Source organism: Streptomyces liliiviolaceus, from assembly GCF_018070025.1.
GTDB lineage: Bacteria > Actinomycetota > Actinomycetes > Streptomycetales > Streptomycetaceae > Streptomyces > Streptomyces liliiviolaceus.
The window spans coordinates 8,204,014-8,223,238 of sequence record NZ_JAGPYQ010000001.1; the positions used below are offsets into that span (position 1 = coordinate 8,204,014).

Genomic DNA, 19,225 nt, shown 5'->3' on the forward strand with positions numbered 1-19,225 from the left:
CGGGCAGCCCTTCGGTACGTCACTTCACCTGCACCCACTTCGCCTCGGACGGTGTCCCGTCCGCGTCCGACACGAACAGCATGTACCAGCCGGGCGGCACCAGCGTCCGGTCCTTGGGTACGGCCACGGTCACCGAGTCCTTCGACCTGGTGAGTTCCAGCGCGATGGACCGCTGTTCGACGTCCGTGGTGTGCGTGACCGCGCTCGGCCGCATCAGCCGGGCGTTGACGACCTTCTCCGGGTGCCGGGTCGCGAAGGTGGCGCGGCCCTCGCCGTCCACCTCCTGCGGTCCGTCCCCGAGGACGGGGCGGCCCTTGCCGTTCTTGTGCAGGGCGGGCGGGGTGAAGATCTCCATGCGCTGCTCGAAGTGACCGAGCTTGGTGTTCTGCTGGTCGTCGAAGAGCGGGTCGGAGCCGAAGGTGGCGATCCGGCCGTCGGGCAGCAGCAGCGCCTCGGAGTGGTAGTTGCGGCCGACCTTCGGCGAGGCGGCCGTACGGAACGAGTTGGACTTGGGGTCGTAGAACTGCGCCTTGTGGATGTTGCTGGCGCCGCGCCCCCGGTAGTCCTTGGCGCCGTTGGACGTGAACACCGAGTCGTCCGGCATGATCACGCTGTTCAGATAGCGGGTGCCCTGCGGCAGGTCGGGGCCGTCCTCGAAGGCGGGGTTCTCCTTCTTGAGGTCGACGACGGCCGTGCGCGAGGTCGACTTCTCGGACTCGCCGACCCCGCCGCCGCCGAGGATCATCACCTTCTGGTCCTGGGCGGGCGGCAGCAGGAGCGAGGTCGAGGTCTCCGTCTCGTCCGGGTCGCTCAGCCCCGGCACCTTCTGGAACTTGTTGGTCTTCAGGTCCCACAGACCCGCGTCGCGGCCGAGTTCGGCGGGCCCGTAGCCGGCGTTCGAGGCCGGGTAGAAGAGCTTGCCGCCCTTGGTGAGGAAGAGGGCCGGATAGGTGGGGAAGTAACGCTTGGGCCCGGGGTTCCACTTCTGCGTCTTCGGGTCGTAGATCTCGTTGTCGCCCGGGTCGATCACGCCGACGTCGTCGAGCCCGGAGACCGCGAGCACCTTCCCGTCCTGGAGCCCGACCAGCGTCGGGTACCAGCGGGCCTTGTCCATCGGCTCGACCGGCACGTACTTCTCCGCCGTCGGGTCGAACTCGTAGGCGGCCCTGATCCCCTGGAAGTCCTGCTTCTCCATGGTGATCTTCTCGGAGAGGCCGTACGTGTTGTCGGCGTCCTTGCCCTTGAGGCCGAGGATCTCGTACTGGGCGCGCTTGTCCGTGACCGGCGCCGGGCCGTCCTCGGTGGCCTCGACGAAGACCCGGGCCTCGCTCGCCTTGACCTTCGTCTTCCAGGGCTGCATGACGCCGGCCTTGTTGTAGGTGATCTCCTGGGTGCGCTTGGCCTTGGGCACCGTGACGTCGACACGGCTGATGTACTCGACGCCGGAGGGCGAGCGGAAACGGGTGCCCTTCTTGAGGGCGATGGCCTTGTCCGGGTTCTCGTTCTTCACCCGCATACCGCCGCCGGCCCGCTCGACCTCCCCGTCGAGCAGTTCGTAGCGGGCCGTGCCGCCGGCCACGAGCATGCGGCCGCTGGGCAGTTGGGCGTGTCCGGCGCAGAAGAAGTCGGCCGGTGTGGCGATCTTCTTGAAGGTGTCGGCCTTCGGGTCCCACAGGATCGTGTCGAAGGACCCCTTGTCGAACTTCTTCTGCTCGTTGCCGGAGCCCGCGACGATCAGCACCTTGCCGGTGTGCAGGAGCGCCGCGTGGATGGCGTTGGTACGGAACTCCTTCGGGATGTCGAGCTGCTTCCACGAGCCGTACTTCGCCTGGTAGCCGGGCTGCGCGATCTTGTATTCGTAGTACTGCTCCGAGGCGAAGCCGATGGCGGCCGGCGCGTTGAGTCCGGCGAGCAGCGCGACGCCGCCGACGCCGAGCAGCCGCTTCTGGGTCTTCTTCGAGAGCGTCATCTTCAGTGACGCGTTCTTCACGGACGCCTTCTTCAAGGGCCGGTGGGCCATGGCCTAGCTACCTCCTGTCGTACTGCTGGAGACCGTTCCGGCGGCGCTGCCCGCGAGGGCCGGGGCGGGCTCGGCCGTTTCGCCGATCCGGACGGCGGGCACGAGGTGCCGCTGCGCCCTGCGGTCCCTGGCACGGGTCGCGGTCCACACCGCCACCGGGGCGAGGGAGATGGCCAGCGCGAGGACCGCCCAGGTGCGCATGGCCGCGTGGGTGTGGTCGAGCACGAACGACGCGACCAGGGACGACGTCAGGACCGCCGCCCAGAAGAGATGGATACGGAAGGTCGCGACGCGGTCGGGGCTGGTGTCGCCGCCCTTGGGGGTGATGACGAACCGGCTGGGACGGCGGATCAGGGCCGCGCCGAGGGACTTCAGGTAGATCGGCGCGGAGAGGGCCGACATCGCCATACCGGCCAGCCCGCCCGAGCCCTCCGGTTCGTGCGGCGAGACGTTGTGCCGCCGGTTCCACAGATAGAGCCCGACCTGGAGTGCGGCGGCGTCGCTGTAGAGCATCAGCCACATGGAGGCCGAGACCTGCGTACCGGACGCCCCGAAGCACAGGAACAGGACGCAGCTCAGAATGCCCAGCAGCCAGTTGACGGCCGTCATCGGGTAGTAGACGAGCATCAGCGTGTACGAGAAGAGCCGTCCCGGCGGCATCGAGAAGGGTGCCTTCCAGTACTGCTTGAACAGCGTCTCGTAGGTGCCGCGCGACCAGCGCATCTGCTGGGTGAAGAAGTCGGTCCAGGAGGCGGGGCCCTCACCGACGGCGAGCACGTCGGGGGTGTAGACGGACTGCCAGTGGTGACCGGTCCTCGGGTTCTTGTGCCGGTGCATCTCGAAACCGGTGGCCATGTCCTCGGTGATGGAGTCGTACAGGCCGCCGACCTGCTTGACGGCCGCGATCCGTACGACGTTGTTGGTGCCGACGAACATGGGTGCGCGGTAGCGGTTGCCGGCGCGCTGGATCAGCGCGTGGAAGAGGAACTGCTGGGACTCGGCCGCCTTGGTGACGGGGGTGGTGTAGTTGCCGTACACCTGCGGTCCGACGACGAAGGCGACGTCCGGGTCGCGGAAGTAGCCCATCATCCGTTCCAGGAACTCCGGGAGCGGGACGTGGTCCGTGTCGACGGAGGCGAAGAAGTCGTAACTGCCGCCGTGCATCGCGATCCACGCGTTGTAGTTGCCGTGCTTGGTACGGGTCTTGTGGACGCCCTTGGCCCTGTTCCACTCCGGAACACCGTGCCGGGTGAAGTGCCGGACGCCCAGCTCCTCGCAGAGCGCCTTGGCCTGCTCGTCATCCCCTTCATCGAGAAGCCAGACGTCGAGCGGACCGGTGTGGGTGACCCTGACGGCCCCTTCGAGGGTGGCGCGGACCATCGAGAGCGGTTCCTTGCCGGGGACGAAGGTGGTCAGGAAGGCGACGCGGGTGCCCTCGGCGGGGGTGACGGGGACGGGATCCCTGGCCACCATCGTCGCGTGCGCGATCGACACGACGTTGACGACCATGAAGAGCTCGATCAGGCCGATCGCCACGAGCATCGTGATGTCGAGGCCGACCAGCCAGCGGGCTCCGCCCTCGCGCTCCACCCAGTGGGTGGGCCACACGAGATAGACCAGCAGGAGTCCGGTGAGCACCGGGGCGAGCGTCATGAGCAGGACGGCTCGTATTCGGTGCGGCTCGCTCGACAGGAGCTTGGTGTACTGCACCCGGTAGGCCGAGCCGGACGGCTCCGTGAGCGGTCCGGCCAACCTGCTGTGGGTGTCGTAGTCGTAGCCCTCCGGCCGCACAGCGCCCTCCAGTGCCCAGTGATCGAACAAGCCGATACCCACACAAAAGTGGCATTACGTCGGCGTGTCGAACGGAGGGGGTCCAGGTGGGTGTTGTCTCCGACGGTTGGGGGGTTGCGTCGTCGGGTGGGGGTTGCGTGGTCGGGTGCGGGTTGTGTGTGGCTGGCCGCGCAGTTCCCCGCGCCCCTAAAGGATTGGGGTGCTGTCGGCGGGCTGCTTTTAGGGGCGCGGGGAACTGCGCGAACGGCCCCCACCGGGCCGCAGCCGGGAACGAACCCCGCAGCGCCACGCACCTTCAGGGGCGCGGGGAACTGCGCGGGCCACCCCCACCGGGCCGCACCCGGGACCCAAGCGACCGCGTCACACGGACAGGTGGCGCTCCACCGTCGACACCTTGGACGTCAGTCCGTCCGTCACCCCCGGACGGATGTCCGCCTTCAGGACCAGCGACACCCGAGGCGCCCGCGCCTCAACCGCCGCGACCGCCCGCCGCACGACGTCCATCACCTCGTCCCACTCCCCTTCCAACGAAGTGAACATCGCGTCCGTCCGGTTCGGCAGCCCCGACTCACGAACGACCCGCACCGCGTCGGCGACGTACTCCCCCACGTCCTCCCCGACCCCGAGCGGCGTCACGGAAAAGGCGACGATCATGCGCCCACGATCCCCTCGTTGCGCGCGCGGGACTTGATGACCGCGGCCTCGGCCTCACCCTTGAGCTTGCGCTCGGCGAAGAAGCCGCCCGTCGGCAGCACGGACAGCACGAAGTAGAGCGCCGCGGTCTTCAGCCCCCACTTCGCCCGGTTCCACGCGTCGGCCCAGAAGATCACGTACAGGACGAAGAGCACGCCGTGGACCATGCCCATCACCGGCACCGCGTTGAAGTCCGTGGTCCGCTTCAGCACCGAGCAGACGAGCAGCAGCAGGAACGAGACGGCTTCCGGGCCGGAGACCAGGCGGAGGCGGCGGAGGGCGGAGGCGGTCTTGATGTCCACGGGTCACCTTCGATGTTTGTGAATGAGAGCACAAGCGTTCGCCCATTGTGGCATTGGAGTGCCGGCGGACCGCCTCAGGGGTCCCGCGACGAGGCCCCTAGGGGGACACTCCGGGTCGTTCTCCACCCGTGGGACCTGTCGGCGGAGACGGCCCGCCCGCTACCTTCACTTCGTGGCGATGTTCCGACTACAAGGCAGCAAGGTGCTGGCCGTCGACATGACCGGCGACGCCGTGAAGGCGAAGAACGGCTCCATGGTCGCGTACGACGGTCAGATGGCCTTCAAGAAACTCAGCGGCGGCGGCGAAGGCATCCGCGGCATGGTGACGCGCCGGATCACCGGCGAGCAGATGACCCTCATGGAGGTGAAGGGCCAGGGCACGTGCTGGTTCGCCGACCGGGCCAGCGAGATCAACCTCGTGAGCCTCCAGGGCGACAAGCTCTTCGTCGAGTCGAGCAACCTCCTGGCGACCGACTCGGGCCTGCGCACGGGCACGTCCTTCACGGGACTGCGGGGTGCCTCACAGGGCAACGGGCTCTTCACGACGACGATCGAGGGCCACGGCCAGGCGGCGATCATGTCCGACGGCCCGGCGGTCGTGCTGCGGGTCAGCTCGCAGTACCCACTGACCGTCGACCCGGGCGCGTACATCGCCCATCAGGGCAATCTGCGGCAGTCCTTCCAGTCGGGCGTGACGTTCCGCACGTTCATGGGCGAGGGCGGCGGCGAGGCCTTCCAGATCCGCTTCGAGGGCGACGGGGTCGTCTACGTCCAGCCCAGTGAGCGCAACTCGATCGCGGGAGACGTGTGACATGCCCTTCCGTGAGATCAACTCGAAGATGATCGAGGCCACCGTCGCACCGGGCCAGAAGCTGTTCAGCCAGCGCGGCGCGATGCTCGCCTACAAGGGCGAGGTCTCCTTCACCCCCAACCTGCAGAGCGGGCAGGGCGGCGTCATGTCGATGATCGGCCGCCGGGCGGCCGGCGAGGCGGCGCCCCTGATGACCGTGGAGGGCTCCGGCACGGTCCTGTTCGGGCACGGCGGCCACCACATCCAGGTGATCACCCTCGAAGGAGACACCCTGTACGTGGAGGCGGACCGGCTCCTGGCCTTCGACGGCACCCTGACGCAGGGCACGATGTTCATGGGCTCGCAGGGCGGCGTCATGGGCATGGTGCGCGGCCAGGTGACGGGGCAGGGGCTGTTCACCACGACCCTCAAGGGCCACGGCTCCGTCGCCGTCATGGCCCACGGCGGGGTCATCGAGGTCCCCATCAGCCCGCAGCGCCCGGTGCACGTCGACCCGCAGGCGTACGTCGCCCACCACGGGGACGTCCGCAACAAACTGTCCAGCGCGCTCGGTCTGCGCGATCTGGTCGGCCGCGGTTCGGGCGAGGCCTTCCAGCTGGAGCTGAGCGGCAGTGGCGCGGTGTACGTGCAGGCGTCGGAGGAGAAGCTGTGACCACCTACCCGGGCACGGGCCCCGTGATCCACGACCCGGCGACCCTGCCGGTCGACGACAACGTGAACGCGTACACCTTCTGCGTGGAGCTCAAAGGGAGCGAGTGGTTCCTGCAGAAGGGGAAGATGATCGCCTACTACGGCTCGATGGAGTTCAACGGCATCGGGCACGGCCGCCTCGACCGCCTCGTGCGAACGTCGTTCCATTCGCCGTTGCACGCGAGCGACTGGGTGGTGGCGTCCGGCTCGGGCAAGATGCTGCTCGCCGACCGGGCCTTCGACGTGAATTCCTTCGACCTGGAGGAGGGCAACCTGACCATTCGCTCGGGCAACCTCCTCGCTTTTCAGCCAAGTCTCGCGCTCAAGCAGTCGATCGTGCCGGGCTTCCTGACGCTCATCGGAACGGGCAAGTTCGTCGCCGCCTCGAACGGCCCCGTGGTGTTCATGGAACCCCCGATCCGGGTCGACCCGCAGGCCCTGGTCGGCTGGGCCGACTGCCCCTCGCCCTGCCATCACTACGACCACGGCTACATGACGGGCCTGATGGGCGGTCTACGTGCGATGACGGGCATCGGCGGGGCCTCCGGCGAGGAGCACCAGTTCGAGTTCGTGGGGGCCGGCACGGTGCTGCTGCAGTCCAGCGAGGCACTCATGGCGGAGCAGGCGGCGGGGGCGGTGCCGAACGAGCCGGGAGTGCCCGGCGGCGGCCATCAGGGGCAGCAGGGCGGCGCACCGCGTCTTCCCGGACAGCTGGGGGACCTCCAGCGTCGCTTCGGGCTGTGAGCGGTAGTCTGCAGAGTGTGACGTCGAACGTGTGCACGTCGTCACACCACCCTCACTAGTTCGCCTTTCAACCTTTTAGGTAGACTTGATTCATGGAGACCGAGACGGCCACTCGCTGGCTGACCGATGCGGAGCAGTGCGCATGGCGCACCCACCTGGAGGTCAACAGGCTGTTGACGTACCAGCTCGAAAGGGACCTCCAGCCGTTCGGCCTGACGATGAACGACTACGAGATCCTGGTGAACCTCTCCGAGTCCGAGGGCGTACGGATGCGGATGAGCGACCTCGCGTCCGCCACCCTCCAGTCCAAGAGCCGCCTCTCGCACCAGATCACCCGCATGGAGAACGCGGACCTGGTCCGGCGTGAGAACTGCGAGTCCGACCGCCGCGGGCTGTTCGCGGTGCTCACGGACCACGGCATGGAGACGATGCAGAAGGTCGCACCCCATCACGTGGGCTCCGTGCGCCGCCACTTCATCGACCTCCTCTCACCGGAGGCCCTGGAGGAACTCCACAAATCCCTGACCCCGATCGCAGAACACCTACGCACCCAACGAGGCCGCCCCTGACAGCTGGCGCCCCGTCGGGGGCGCCCCCTCAGGGGCGCGGGGAACTGCTCAATCTTTTGCTTTTTTTGGGGGCGCGGGGAACTGCGCGACCAGCCCCCACCGGGCCCGCAGGCTGATCACCGGCCACCAGCAGGCCGCTCAGGCCACGGCAGGCGCAGCTCGAACAGAGCTCCGCCCGCCACAGCCTCCCGCACGGTGAGCGAACCACCATGCCGCACAGCCACGTCCCGAGCGATGGCAAGCCCCAACCCCGCCCCACCGTCGTCCCGGGCACGGGCCTCGTCGAGCCGCACGAACCGCTCGAAGACCCGCTCACGCTCAGCCGCAGGCACCCCCTCGCCGTCGTCGGCGACCTCCAGGAGCGCCCACTCCCCCGCCCGCCGCACGCTCACGGAGACCGACGACCGGGTGTGCCGCTGGGCGTTGTCCAGCAGATTGCCGAGCACCCGCGCCAGCTGCCCGCGGGACCCGCTCACCTCCAGACGGTCCACGGAGTCCGCCGCCACGGACACCGCGATCCGGTCCCCGGTCCGCTGTCCGGCCTCGTCACGGACGAGCGCGACCAGATCGAACCGCGCGTCCGCCGGCCGCTCCCCCGCGTCGAGCCGGGCGAGCAGCAGCAGGTCGGCGGCGAGCCGCTGCAGCCGTACGGTGTCCTCGACGGCCCCTCCCACGTCGAGCAGCTCCGGGTGCGCGGCGCCCACTTCCAGCTGGGTGCGCAGGGAGGCGATGGGGCTGCGCAGTTCGTGCGAGGCGTCGGCGACGAACCGGCGCTGGCGTTCCACGGACTGCTCCAGGGCGGCGAGCGTCTCGTTGGTCGTCCGGGCGAGCCGGGCGACCTCGTCGTGCGTGTCCGGCACCGGGACCCGCCGGGTGAGGTCCTCGGAGGCGGTGATCGCGGCCATCTCGCCGCGGATGCCCTCGACGGGGCGCAGCGCCCGCCGGGTGACCAGCCAGGTCACCAGGGCCACCACGGCCAGCAGCAGCGGGAACCCGATGAGCATGACGGTCAGGGCCGTACTCACGGCCTCCTGTTCGGCGGTCAGCGGCGCACCGGCGTGCACGGTGACCGTGCCCTTGCCCTCCACCTCGACCGGCACGGCGGCGAAGCGGTAGTCCGCCGTGTCGCCGTCGATGGTCGCGGAGCCGTCGCTGAAGGAGGCCTCGCCGAGTTCGCCGGCCTCGTGCGGGTCGTCGTCGCTGCCGCCGTCGTCGCCGTCATCGTCGTCGTCATCGCCGGTCACGGCCCCGGGGGCCTGCGGCGTGACGCGGTCGACGCCCGTGCCGCTGATCCGCTCCAGGTCCTCGGTGACGGCGACGAGCCTCCCCGCCCCGTCCACGACCTGGACCGGCTGGTCGTCGCTGTCCAGCGAGAGGTCGCCGTAGGCCTGCCCGGACGCGATGTCGGTGGCGACCTTCTGGGCGGCCCGTTCCGCCTCCGTGCCCGCCTGTTCGCTCAGGTTGGTCCACAGCGACAGCAGGACGGCGGCGCCGGCCGCGGCGAGCGCGACGGCCACCACGATGCTCGCGGCGAGGGTGGCCCTGGCCCGTACGGACCCGAGGACGCGTCTCATCGCGACTCCAGGCGGTAGCCGGCGCCGCGCACGGTCCGGATCAGCGCGGCCCCCAGCTTGCGGCGGAGCGTGCTGATGTAGACCTCGACGATGTTGGGGTCGCCGTCGTACGCGAAGTCCCAGACGTGTTCGAGGATCTCCGCCTTGGACACCACCTCGCCCGCCCGCACGACGAGCTGTTCGAGGACCGAGAACTCCTTGGTGGTGAGGGCGATCTCGTCCTCGCCGAGGTGGACGCGCCGGGCGGCGGTGTCGACCTTGAGGTCACCGAGCACATGCACGGGCGACGCCCCGCCCGAGGGCCCGCGCCGGCGCAGCAGCGCCTTCACCCGGGCCACCAGGACGACGTACGAGAACGGCTTGGTGAGGTAGTCGTCGGCGCCGGTGTCCAGGCCCTCCGCCTCGTCGTACTCGCCGTCCTTGGCGGTGAGCATCAGGATCGGCACGTCGTGCCCGGCGGAGCGCAGGGCGCCGCACACCCGGTAGCCGTTCATGCCGGGCAGCATGATGTCGAGGATGACGAGGTCGTACGAGCCCTCGCCGGCCATGTGCAGCCCCTCCAGGCCGTCGTGGACCACGTCGACGGCGTACCCCTCGGCCGTCAGGCCCTTGGCGAGCGACAGGGCGAGCCGCTTCTCATCCTCCACGATCAACAGGCGCATGCGTAAAGAGTCGCAAACCGAACCTGAAGAAGCCTTCAGGCTGCTTCAGGTCCGCTTCAGCGTCGGTCGGCCAGATTGGGACACGTCGAAACGCACCGAAGACGCTCGACCCCGGTCGAAGCCGATGATCTCGGAGGAATCCCCATGAAGCGCAACATCGTCATCGCCACCGTCACCGCCGCCGCTCTCGTCGCAGGCGGGACGGCGACGGCCCTCGCCGTCACGGGTGACGGCGGGGACTCCCAGGTGAAGCAGTCCAGCGTGCGGGCCGCGGACGACGACCGCAACGACCGTGACGACCGTGACGACTCCGCCGACGACGACCGCGACGGGCGTGACGACGACAAGGCCGACGACAAGGCCGAGCGGGCCGCGGACGCCGCCGACGCGAAGGCGGCGAAGGTCACGGCGGCCGACGCGATCACGGCGGCGCTGAAGAGCGTGCGGGGTACGGCCGTCTCGGCCGACCTGGACGACGAGGGCAGCAGCCTGGTGTGGGACGTGGACGTGCTGTCCTCGGGCGGCACCTGGCACAGCGTCAGCATCGACCCGGGCACGGGCAAGGTCCTCGGCTCGCACACCGAGCAGGAGGACGCCGACGACACGGCGGAGGCCCGGGCCGCGCTGAAGGGTTCGTCCGTCACCGCCGTGGAGGCCGCGCGGGCCGCCGCCGCGAAGGGCACGGTCACCTCCGTCGAGCTCGACGACGACGGCCGTACCCCCGCGTGGGACGTCGACACGACCGCCGCGAACGGCGCCGAGAAGGAGTGGAAGGTCGACCCGAGGTCCGCGAAGGTCACCGCGGACACCTCGTCGGACGACAACTCCTCCGACCACGACGACAACGACGACTCGGACGACGACGGCTCCGACGACTGACGTCGGCCGGCATCAGCCGACATCACTTGACGAGTTCGGCGGCCTCCCCGGTCCGTGTGGCCGGGGAGGCCGCCTTGTCGTGCCCGCCGTGCCACGGGGCGAGCGCGGCGACCAGGGCCATCGCGCCCGAGACGGCGAAGCACACCGCCAGGGGCAGTCGGCCGACCAGCAGGCCGACGGCCGCGGCTCCGGCCGAGGAACCCGCGTTCACGGCGGTGTTCACCCATGTCCCGGCCCGGACCCGGGCACCGGGCGGGGCGCTCTCGTCGGCGAGCAGGTACGCCGTGGTGAGGGCCGGGGCGACGAACAGGCCCGCCACGGCCACGGCGGCGGAGAGCGTCACGAGGCCCGGCGCGAGCCCCGCCGCGCCCAGCGCGAGGGCGAGCCCGACCGCCAGCAGCGGAAGCCGCAGCCGGGCCGGCGCACGCCAGTCGACGGCGCCGTTCAGGAGTCCGCCGACCGCGCTGCCCGCGGACAGCGCGGCCAGCACCCAGGCGACGGTGTGCTCGCCGTGGTGCCCCTGCTCCGCGAAGGCCAGCACCAGCAGGTCGACGGCGCCGAGCGCGAGCCCGACCCCCGCGGCGGCGACGACCGGCTGTACGAGCCCGCGCCCGAGGCGGGTCCGCCGCCCGGCGTGGGCGGCGTGCACGGTGACGCCCCTGACCACGGGGGACGTGACGAAGGCCGCGGTGCCGAGCCCCACCAGCAGCGCGCTCAGGGCGACCGCGGCGGCCGGGGGCGCGAAGCCCACCACCAGCCCCACGAGCAGGGGGCCGGAGACGAACAGCAGTTCCTCGGCGACCCCGTCCAGGCTGTAGGCGCGCTGCAACAGCCTTCGGTCCGTGACGAGTTCGCCCCATACGGCCCGCATGGTGGGACCGAGCGGCGGGGTGCACGCGCCCGCGGCGACGGCCACCGCCGCGAGGAGCAGGACCGGGGCTCCCGGGCGCCAGCTCACCGCCGCCAGGGTGCCCAGCAGGGCGGCGTACAGGGAGGCCATCGGGACCAGGGCGCGGCGCGGGCCGTACCGGTCGACGAGGGACGCCCGCGCGGGCGACAGGAACACGCTCGCGGCGCCGAAGAGCGCCACGACGATGCCGGCGGCGGCGTACGAGCCGGTGGCGTCGCTCACCGCCAGCATCACGCCGAGGGCGACCATGCCGTAGGAGAGCCGGGCGACGAGGGCGGCGGTGAAGGTGCGGGTGGTGTGGGGCGTGCGGAGTACCGCGGCGTACGTGGGCCGCGTCGTGGGCGCGTTCATGCGGGGTTCCTCAGGGAGGGGGCGCCCTGTGAGGGCGTCCGGGCTTCGGGGTCGCCTGGGGCCGCGGGGGCTGCGCGGGGGCGCTGCCGGCGCGGGTCATGGGCGGGCCCTATGCCATGTGGAGGAACACGGGGGTCAAGGTAGCAGCCCTTTCCTCGCCCCCGCCGCCCCTACCCGTTCCCGTCCCTGTCTCGGGGGCGCTGCCCCCGAACCCCCGCTCCTCAAACGCCGGAGGGGCTGACTACCAGCCCGTCCGGCGTTTGAGGACGAGCGCGCAGCGCGATAAGGGGGGCGAGGGGGCGCAGCCCCCATGCGTGGACGGGAACGGGTAGGGGCGGCGGGGGCGAGGAAAAAGCCTTCAAGCGCTCGTCAGGTCCCGTACCAGCGAGTCCGCCGCCCGGTACGGGTCCAGGTCGCCCGAGACGATCCGGTCCGCGAGCGCGCTCAGGCGCCGGTCCCCGTGCAGGTCGGCAATCCGCTCCCGCAGCGCCGTGACCGCGATCGTCTCCACCTCGCGGGACGCGCGCGCGAGCCGCCGCGCGGCGAGCTCCCCCCGCTCCTCCATCCACGCCCGGTGCTTCTCCAGCGCCTCGACGACCTCGTCGACACCCTCCCCGCGCGCGGCCACCGTCTTGACGATGGGCGGCCGCCAGTCCCCCGGGCCACGGGACTCGCCGAGCCCGAGCATGTGGTTCAGCTCACGTGCCGTCGCGTCGGCCCCGTCCCGGTCGGCCTTGTTGACCACGTACACGTCGCCGATCTCCAGGATTCCGGCCTTCGCCGCCTGGATGCCGTCGCCCATGCCGGGGGCGAGGAGGACCACGGACGTGTCCGCCTGCGAGGCGATCTCGACCTCGGACTGACCGACGCCGACGGTCTCGACGAGGACGACGTCGCAGCCGGCCGCGTCGAGCACCCGGACCGCCTGGGGCGCGGCCCAAGCGAGCCCGCCGAGGTGCCCGCGGGTGGCCATCGAGCGGATGTAGACGCCGGGGTCCGAGGCGTGGTCCGACATCCGGACGCGGTCGCCGAGCAGCGCCCCGCCGGAGAACGGCGACGACGGGTCGACGGCGAGGACGCCGACCCGCTTGCCCTGCCGCCGGTAGGCGGACACGAGCGCCGACGTGGAGGTCGACTTGCCGACGCCGGGTGATCCGGTGAGGCCCACGACGTACGCGTTGCCCGCGAGCGGGGCCAGCGCGGCCATCACCTCGCGCAGTTGCGGGGACGCCCCCTCCACCAGGGAGATCAGCCGGGCCACGGCCCGCGGCCGGCCTTCCCTGGCCGCGGCCACCAGCGAGGGGACGTCCTGCATCACAGCTCCGTTCGGTCGATCGGCCGGCCCACAGTGCGGGTCAGGCCCTGGGTACCCGCACGATCAGCGCGTCACCCTGGCCGCCGCCACCGCACAGCGCCGCCGCGCCCACGCCGCCGCCGCGCCGCTGCAGTTCGAGGGCGAGGTGCAGGACAAGCCGGGCGCCGGACATGCCGATCGGGTGGCCCAGCGCGATGGCGCCGCCGTTGACGTTCACCTTTTCCGTGGACACGCCGAGATCCTTCATTGACTGGACCGCGACGGCGGCGAAGGCCTCGTTGATCTCGATCAGGTCAAGATCCTCGACGCCGATGCCCTCCTTCTTCAGGGCGTGCTGGATGGCGTTCGACGGCTGCGACTGCAAAGAGTTGTCGGGTCCGGCGACGTTTCCGTGGGCGCCGATCTCCGCGATCCAGTCGAGGCCGAGCGCCTCGGCCCTGGCCTTGCTCATGACGACGACGGCGGCGGCGCCGTCGGAGATCTGCGAGGCCGAGCCGGCCGTGATCGTGCCGTCCTTGGCGAAGGCGGGGCGCAGCCTGCCGAGCGACTCGGAGGTCGTCTCGCCGCGGATGCCCTCGTCCTGGCTGAAGACGACGGGCTCGCCCTTGCGCTGCGGGATCTCGACGGGGGTGATCTCCGCCTCGAAGGTGCCGTTCTTCTGCGCGGCGGCGGCCCGCTGGTGGGACAGGGCGGCGATCTCGTCCTGCTCGGGGCGCAGGATGCCCAGCCGGGTGTTGTGCTTCTCCGTGGACTCGCCCATGGCGATGTTCTCGAAGGCGTCGGTCAGCCCGTCGTGCGCCATCGCGTCGAGCATCTCGATCGCGCCGTACTTGTGGCCCTCACGGGACTTCGGCAGCAGGTGGGGGGCGTTGGTCATCGACTCCTGGCCGCCCGCGACCACGATGTCGAACTCACCGGCGCGGATCAGCTGGTCGGCGAGCGCGATGGCGTCGAGGCCCGACAGGCAGACCTTGTTGATCGTGAGCGCCGGGACGCTCATCGGGATGCCCGCCTTGACGGCGGCCTGGCGTGCCGGGATCTGCCCTGCCCCGGCCTGGAGCACCTGGCCCATGATCACGTACTGCACCTGGTCGCCGCCGATGCCCGCACGGTCGAGGGCGGCCTTGATCGCGAATCCACCGAGGTCGGCTCCCGAGAAGGTCTTCAGGGAGCCGAGCAGCCGTCCCATCGGGGTGCGTGCACCCGCAACGATGACGGAGGTGGTGTTGTTCGTTCCAGACATGAGGAGCGATCCCCTTCCAGCTTGCACAGCCGAGGAGTGAACGAGGGTTTACTCAAGAAGGTACTGAGCGGTAGGCCAGCCGTCATCCGGCCCGTCGTGTGATCGCGCGCACGTTGCGTAACCGTCTCCGGAGCGCTGCACTGACAGCATGCTGACGCGAATCGACCACATCGGGATCGCCTGTTTCGACCTCGACGCGACCGTCGAGTTCTACCGGGCCACGTACGGCTTCGAGGTGTACCACTCCGAGGTCAACGAGGAGCAGGGCGTGCGCGAGGCCATGCTCAAGATCAATGAGACGTCCGACGGGGGCGCCTCCTACCTGCAGCTCCTGGAACCCACCCGCGAGGACTCCGCGGTCGGAAAGTGGCTGGCCAAGAACGGTGAGGGCGTACATCACATCGCCTTCGGCACGGCGGACGTGGACGCCGACGCGGCCGGCATCCGGGACAAGGGCGTACGCGTGCTGTACGACGAGCCGCGCAGGGGTTCGATGGGCTCCAGGATCACCTTTCTGCACCCAAAGGATTGTCATGGCGTCCTGACAGAACTGGTCACTTCGGCGCCAGTTGAGTCACCTGAGCACTGACCTCCGTATATCTGGGCCGGTAGGGTTGGGCACGGCCGTCGCCTCTTCGGGGCGGTCCGGGTCCTCATCGTCAGGATCCGAGGGCCGGGGTCCAGGTTTCGGGGGACGAGCGTCGGGGGAGCAGCCCGTGCTCCGCCGTTGATCTGACACCATTCCCCGGGGGCCCTGTCCGGCGGATGGACGGTGCTCGTTTGGAGAGACTTGCGACCAGGGGACGGATGGGACCGCGCAGTGCGGGGCTACGAACGCCAGGAGCGAGAGCCGGCGGCTGACGTCGACCACCTCTCTCGGTTCGAGGCCGAGATGGAACGGCTGAAGACCGAGCGGGAGAAGGCCGTCCAGCACGCCGAGGACCTCGGCTATCAGGTCGAGGTGCTGCGCGCCAAGCTGCACGAGGCGCGCCGCAGTCTGGCGACCCGGCCTGCCTACGACGGTGCCGACCTCGGCTATCAGGCCGAGCAGATGCTCCGTAATGCGCAGGTTCAGGCCGATCAGCTGCGCCAGGACGCCGAGCGGGAGCTGAGCCAGGCCCGCGCGCAGACGCAGCGGATTCTGCAGGAGCACGCGGAGCAGGCCGCCCGTCTCCAGGCGGAGCTGCATCAGGAGGCGGTCACCCGCCGCCAGCAGCTCGACCAGGAGCTGGCCGAGCGCCGCCAGAGCGTCGAGTCGCACGTCAACGAGAACGTGGCGTGGGCCGAGCAGCTGCGGGCCCGCAGCGAGCAGCAGGCCCGCCGGCTGGCCGACGAGTCGCGCGGCGAGGCCGAGCAGGCCCTGGCCGCCGCCCGCGCGGAGGCCGAGCGGCTGGCGGGAGAGGCCCGCCAGCGGCTGCAGAGCGACGCCGAGCGGGCGCGCGCGGAGGCCGAGGCGCTGCTGCGCCGGGCCCGCACCGACGCCGAGCGGCTGCTGAACGCCGCCTCGACGCAGGCCCAGGAGGCCACCGACCACGCCGAGCAGCTGCGCAGCTCGACCGCGTCCGACTCGGACAACGCCCGCCGCCAGGCCGGCGAGCTGAGCCGCGCCGCCGAGCAGCGCATCAACGAGGCCGAGGCCGCGCTGCGCGAAGCGCGGGCCGAGGCGGAGAAGGTCGTCGCCGAGGCCAAGGAGGCCGCGGCCAAGACGCTCTCCGGCGCGGAGTCGGCGAACGAACAGCGCACGCGTACGGCCAAGGAGCAGGTCGCGCGGCTGGTCGGCGAGGCGATCAAGGAGGCCGAGGCCACCAAGGCGGAGGCCGAGCAGGTCGTCGCGGACGCCCGTACCAAGGCCGAGAAGATCACCGCGGAGGCCGAGGAGAGCGCCCGCAGTCTCACGGCCGAGGAGACCGCGTCCCAGCTCGCCAAGGCGGCCCGTACGGCCGAGGACGTGCTGAACAAGGCGTCCGAGGAAGCCAAGACGACCACCAAGGCCGCCTCCGAGGAGGCCGAGCGCATCCGCGCCGAGGCAGAGGCCGAGGCGGACCGGCTGCGTGCCGAGGCGCACGACATCGCCGAGCAGCTCAAGGGCACGGCGAAGGACGACACCAAGGAGTACCGCGCCAAGACGGTCGAGCTGCAGGAGGAGGCGCGCCGGCTGCGTGGCGACGCCGAGCAGCTGCGCGCGGACGCCAACGAAGAGGGCGAGCGGATCCGCTCCGAGGCCCGGCGCGAGGCCGTCCAGCAGATCGAGGAGGCGGCCAGGACCGCCGAGGAGCTGCTCTCCAAGGCGAAGGCAGACGCGGACGAGCTGCGGTCGAACGCGACGACGGAGAGCCAGCGGGTCCGCACCGAGGCCATCGAGCGCGCGACGACGCTGCGCCGGCAGGCCGAGGAGACCCTGGAGCGCACCCGTACGGAGGCCGAGCGGCACCGCACGGAGGCCGTCGAGCAGTCCGACGAGATCAAGGCGGAGGCCGAGCGGGCCGCCGCCGAGCTGCACGAGGACACCGAGCGGGCCATAGCGGCCCGGCAGGCCGAGGCCGCCGAGGGGCTGACCCGGCTGCACACGGAGGCCGAGGAGCGCCTCGCCTCTGCGGAGCAGGCGCTCACCGACGCCCGGGAGCAGTCCGAGCGGATCCGCCGCGAGGCCTCCGAGGAGATCGACCGGCTGCGCGCCGAGGCCGCCGAGCGGGTCCGTACGCTCCAGGCGCAGGCCGAGACGGAGGCCGAGCGGCTGCGCACGGAGGCCGCCTCGGACGCGTCCGCGTCCCGGGCCGAGGGCGAGGCCATCGCCGTACGGCTGCGTTCGGACGCCTCGGTGGAGGCCGAGCGGCTCAAGACGGAGGCACAGGACACCGCCGACCGCGTACGGGCCGAGGCCCAGGCCGCCGCCGAGCGGCTGGCCACGGAGGCCGCCGAGGCGCTGTCCGCGGCCCAGGAGGAGGCGGCCAGGCGCCGCCGCGAGGCCGAGGAGCTGCTCGGCGCCGCCCGCCAGGAGGCCGACCAGGAGCGCGAGCGGGCCCGCGAGCAGAGCGAGGAGCTGCTGGCCTCGGCGCGCAACCGCGTGGAGGAGGCCCAGACCGAGGCCGTACGGCTGGTCGAGGAGGCGGACCGCCGGGCGACCGAGATGGTGTCGGCCGCCGAGCAGACCGCACAGCAGGTGCGCGACGCCGTGGCCGGGCTGCACGAGCAGGCCCAGGAGGAGATCACGGGCCTGCGCAGCACCGCCGAGCACGTGGCGGAGCGCCTGCGCACCGAGGCGCAGGAGGAGTCCGACCGGGTCCGCGCCGACGCGTACGCGGAGCGGGAGCGGGCGACCGAGGACGGCAACCGGGTCCGGCGCGAGGCGCGGGACGAGGCGGAGGCCGCCAAGACCCTCGCGGAGCGCACGGTCTCGGAGGCGATCGCGGAGTCCGAGCGGCTGCGTTCGGACGCCGCCGAGCATCTGCAGCGGGCGCGTACGGAGGCGTCGGACGCCATCGCGTCGGCCGAGCAGGACGCCTCGCGTTCCCGGGCCGAGGCCCGCGACGACGCCAACCGCATCCGGTCGGACGCGGCGACGCAGGCGGACACCCTCATCACCGAGACGACGGCCGAGGTCGAGCGGCTCACCGCGGAGACGAACCAGGAGGCGGAGCGGGTCCGTGCCGAGTCCGTGGCGAAGGCCGAGAAGCTGATCTCGGACGCGACGGGCGACGCGGAGCGGCTGCGCGCCGAGGCGGCCGACACGGTCGGCTCCGCGCAGCAGCACGCCGAGCGGATCCGCACGGAGGCGCAGCGCTTCAAGGCCGAGGCCGCCCAGGAGGCCGACCGCCTCATGTCGAACGCCCGCGACGAGGCCGACGACACGCTGGACAAGGTGCGCAAGGAGGCCAACAAGCGGCGCTCCGAGGCGGCCGAGCAGGTCGACAAGCTGATCACGGAGACGACCGCCGAGGCCGACAAGCTCCTCTCGGAGTCGCAGCAGAGCGCGCACAAGACCACCGCGGACGCCGAGGCACAGGCCGACACGATGGTCGGCGCCGCGCGCAACGAGGCGGAGCGGCTGCTGTCCGAGGCGACGGTCGAGGGCAACACCCGGGTGGAGCGGGCCAGGACGGACGCCGACGAGCTGCTGGTCGGCGCGCGCCGGGACGCGACGGCCATAAGGGAGCGTGCCGAGGAGCTGCGCGACCGGATCACGGGTGAGATCGAGGAACTGCACGACCGGGCCCGCCGGGAGTCCGCCGAGACGATGAAGGCGGCGGGCGATCGGTGCGACGCGCTGATCAGGGCCGCCGAGGACCAGCTGAAGGAGGCCGAGGCGAAGGCCAAGGACCTCGTGTCGGAGGCCGGTTCGGAGGCGAGCAAGGTCCGGATCGCCGCGGTGAAGAAGGCGGAGGGGCTCCTCAAGGAGGCCGAGCAGAAGAAGGCCGCGCTCATCGCGGAGGCCGAGGGCATCAGATCCGAGGCGGTCCGCGAGGCGCGGGCCGCGGTCGAGGAGGGCAAGCGCGAGCTGGAGGTGCTGGTCCGCCGTCGGCAGGACATCAATGCCGAGATCTCCCGTGTCCAGGACGTCCTGGAAGCGTTGGAATCCTTTGAGGCGCCGTCGGGTGGCAAGGACGGGGGCGTCAAGGCGGGCGCGGCGGCCGGTGCGACCCGTTCGGGTGGCAAGCCGTCCGAGGGCTAGCC

Annotated in this window: 16 protein-coding genes; 7 read left to right on the forward strand and 9 right to left on the reverse strand. The window is 71.2% G+C overall.

Annotation, left to right across the window (positions count from 1 at the left end):
* Positions 1–19: 19 nt before the first annotated feature.
* The 4 genes from glxA to J8N05_RS34735 all read right to left on the reverse strand — a co-directional run bounded on the left by glxA (position 20) and on the right by J8N05_RS34735 (position 4,806).
* Positions 20–1,969: a radical copper oxidase GlxA gene (glxA, locus tag J8N05_RS34720; protein ID WP_210890574.1), complete on the reverse strand. Its 1,950-nt coding sequence runs from the start codon at positions 1,967–1,969 to the stop codon at positions 20–22.
* Positions 1,970–2,023: 54 nt separating this feature from the next.
* A complete protein-coding gene (locus tag J8N05_RS34725) occupies positions 2,024–3,811 on the reverse strand; it encodes a glycosyltransferase family 2 protein (protein ID WP_210890575.1) in 1,788 nt (595 codons plus the stop codon).
* A 360-nt stretch (positions 3,812–4,171) separates the two neighbouring features.
* On the reverse strand, positions 4,172–4,465 hold the full coding sequence (locus J8N05_RS34730; protein WP_210889760.1) for an MTH1187 family thiamine-binding protein: 294 nt from the start codon (positions 4,463–4,465) through the stop codon (positions 4,172–4,174).
* Positions 4,462–4,806 carry a DUF3817 domain-containing protein gene (locus tag J8N05_RS34735; RefSeq protein WP_210889761.1) on the reverse strand — a complete coding sequence of 115 codons (345 nt, stop codon included), beginning with the start codon at positions 4,804–4,806 and terminating at the stop codon, positions 4,462–4,464. The genes J8N05_RS34730 and J8N05_RS34735 overlap by 4 nt, the downstream gene beginning before the upstream one ends.
* 178 nt (positions 4,807–4,984) lie before the next feature.
* Between J8N05_RS34735 and J8N05_RS34740 the strand changes: the two genes are divergently transcribed.
* From J8N05_RS34740 to J8N05_RS34755, 4 genes are all read left to right on the forward strand, one after another.
* Positions 4,985–5,617 carry an AIM24 family protein gene (locus J8N05_RS34740; RefSeq protein WP_210890576.1) on the forward strand — a complete coding sequence of 211 codons (633 nt, stop codon included), beginning with the start codon at positions 4,985–4,987 and terminating at the stop codon, positions 5,615–5,617.
* A 1-nt stretch (position 5,618) separates the two neighbouring features.
* Positions 5,619–6,269 carry an AIM24 family protein gene (locus J8N05_RS34745; protein WP_210889762.1) on the forward strand — a complete coding sequence of 217 codons (651 nt, stop codon included), beginning with the start codon at positions 5,619–5,621 and terminating at the stop codon, positions 6,267–6,269.
* The gene (locus J8N05_RS34750) at positions 6,266–7,051 is read left to right on the forward strand and encodes an AIM24 family protein (protein WP_210889763.1); all 786 of its coding nucleotides are present in this window, start codon (positions 6,266–6,268) and stop codon (positions 7,049–7,051) included. The genes J8N05_RS34745 and J8N05_RS34750 overlap by 4 nt, the downstream gene beginning before the upstream one ends.
* 92 nt (positions 7,052–7,143) lie before the next feature.
* Complete coding sequence (locus J8N05_RS34755; RefSeq protein WP_107021269.1) at positions 7,144–7,620, forward strand: MarR family winged helix-turn-helix transcriptional regulator; 477 nt, start codon at positions 7,144–7,146, stop codon at positions 7,618–7,620.
* Positions 7,621–7,736: 116 nt separating this feature from the next.
* Here the strand turns inward: J8N05_RS34755 and J8N05_RS34760 are convergent, their stop codons facing one another.
* Together J8N05_RS34760 and J8N05_RS34765 are read right to left on the reverse strand one after the other, a co-directional pair.
* Positions 7,737–9,194 carry a sensor histidine kinase gene (locus tag J8N05_RS34760; RefSeq protein WP_210889764.1) on the reverse strand — a complete coding sequence of 486 codons (1,458 nt, stop codon included), beginning with the start codon at positions 9,192–9,194 and terminating at the stop codon, positions 7,737–7,739.
* Entirely contained in the window at positions 9,191–9,856 is a 666-nt protein-coding gene (locus J8N05_RS34765; RefSeq protein ID WP_210889765.1) for a response regulator transcription factor, read from the reverse strand. The genes J8N05_RS34760 and J8N05_RS34765 overlap by 4 nt, the downstream gene beginning before the upstream one ends.
* A 144-nt stretch (positions 9,857–10,000) precedes the next feature.
* On the opposite strand from J8N05_RS34765, the gene J8N05_RS34770 reads away from it, so the two are divergent.
* On the forward strand, positions 10,001–10,735 hold the full coding sequence (locus J8N05_RS34770) for a PepSY domain-containing protein (RefSeq protein ID WP_210889766.1): 735 nt from the start codon (positions 10,001–10,003) through the stop codon (positions 10,733–10,735).
* Between the two features lie 22 nt (positions 10,736–10,757).
* Here J8N05_RS34770 and J8N05_RS34775 read toward each other — a convergent pair whose 3' ends face one another.
* From J8N05_RS34775 to J8N05_RS34785, 3 genes are all read right to left on the reverse strand, one after another.
* Positions 10,758–11,996 (reverse strand): MFS transporter, encoded by a 1,239-nt coding sequence (locus J8N05_RS34775; RefSeq protein WP_210889767.1) that lies wholly within the window; start codon positions 11,994–11,996, stop codon positions 10,758–10,760.
* Positions 11,997–12,354: 358 nt separating this feature from the next.
* Positions 12,355–13,311, reverse strand: coding sequence for a methylmalonyl Co-A mutase-associated GTPase MeaB (gene meaB / locus J8N05_RS34780; protein ID WP_210889768.1), 957 nt, complete (start codon positions 13,309–13,311; stop codon positions 12,355–12,357).
* A 40-nt stretch (positions 13,312–13,351) separates the two neighbouring features.
* Entirely contained in the window at positions 13,352–14,554 is a 1,203-nt protein-coding gene (locus tag J8N05_RS34785) for an acetyl-CoA C-acetyltransferase (RefSeq protein WP_210889769.1), read from the reverse strand.
* Between the two features lie 148 nt (positions 14,555–14,702).
* On the opposite strand from J8N05_RS34785, the gene mce reads away from it, so the two are divergent.
* Positions 14,703–15,143 (forward strand): methylmalonyl-CoA epimerase, encoded by a 441-nt coding sequence (gene mce, locus J8N05_RS34790; RefSeq protein WP_107021276.1) that lies wholly within the window; start codon positions 14,703–14,705, stop codon positions 15,141–15,143.
* A gap of 231 nt (positions 15,144–15,374) precedes the next feature.
* Complete coding sequence (scy, locus tag J8N05_RS34795) at positions 15,375–19,223, forward strand: polarized growth protein Scy (protein ID WP_210889770.1); 3,849 nt, start codon at positions 15,375–15,377, stop codon at positions 19,221–19,223.
* The last annotated feature ends 2 nt before the right edge of the window (positions 19,224–19,225 follow it).

What these genes read in the sequence shown, in the direction of transcription:
- glxA (WP_210890574.1), bottom strand. Translation starts at nt 1,969, where the DNA reads ATGACGCTCTCGAAGAAGACCCAGAAGCGGCTGCTCGGCGTCGGCGGC.
- J8N05_RS34730 (WP_210889760.1), bottom strand. Translation starts at nt 4,465, where the DNA reads ATGATCGTCGCCTTTTCCGTGACGCCGCTCGGGGTCGGGGAGGACGTG.
- J8N05_RS34740 (WP_210890576.1), top strand. Translation starts at nt 4,985, where the DNA reads ATGTTCCGACTACAAGGCAGCAAGGTGCTGGCCGTCGACATGACCGGC.
- J8N05_RS34745 (WP_210889762.1), top strand. Translation starts at nt 5,619, where the DNA reads ATGCCCTTCCGTGAGATCAACTCGAAGATGATCGAGGCCACCGTCGCA.
- J8N05_RS34755 (WP_107021269.1), top strand. Translation starts at nt 7,144, where the DNA reads ATGGAGACCGAGACGGCCACTCGCTGGCTGACCGATGCGGAGCAGTGC.
- J8N05_RS34760 (WP_210889764.1), bottom strand. Translation starts at nt 9,194, where the DNA reads ATGAGACGCGTCCTCGGGTCCGTACGGGCCAGGGCCACCCTCGCCGCG.
- J8N05_RS34765 (WP_210889765.1), bottom strand. Translation starts at nt 9,856, where the DNA reads ATGCGCCTGTTGATCGTGGAGGATGAGAAGCGGCTCGCCCTGTCGCTC.
- J8N05_RS34770 (WP_210889766.1), top strand. Translation starts at nt 10,001, where the DNA reads ATGAAGCGCAACATCGTCATCGCCACCGTCACCGCCGCCGCTCTCGTC.
- J8N05_RS34775 (WP_210889767.1), bottom strand. Translation starts at nt 11,996, where the DNA reads ATGAACGCGCCCACGACGCGGCCCACGTACGCCGCGGTACTCCGCACG.
- meaB (WP_210889768.1), bottom strand. Translation starts at nt 13,311, where the DNA reads ATGCAGGACGTCCCCTCGCTGGTGGCCGCGGCCAGGGAAGGCCGGCCG.
- J8N05_RS34785 (WP_210889769.1), bottom strand. Translation starts at nt 14,554, where the DNA reads ATGTCTGGAACGAACAACACCACCTCCGTCATCGTTGCGGGTGCACGC.
- mce (WP_107021276.1), top strand. Translation starts at nt 14,703, where the DNA reads ATGCTGACGCGAATCGACCACATCGGGATCGCCTGTTTCGACCTCGAC.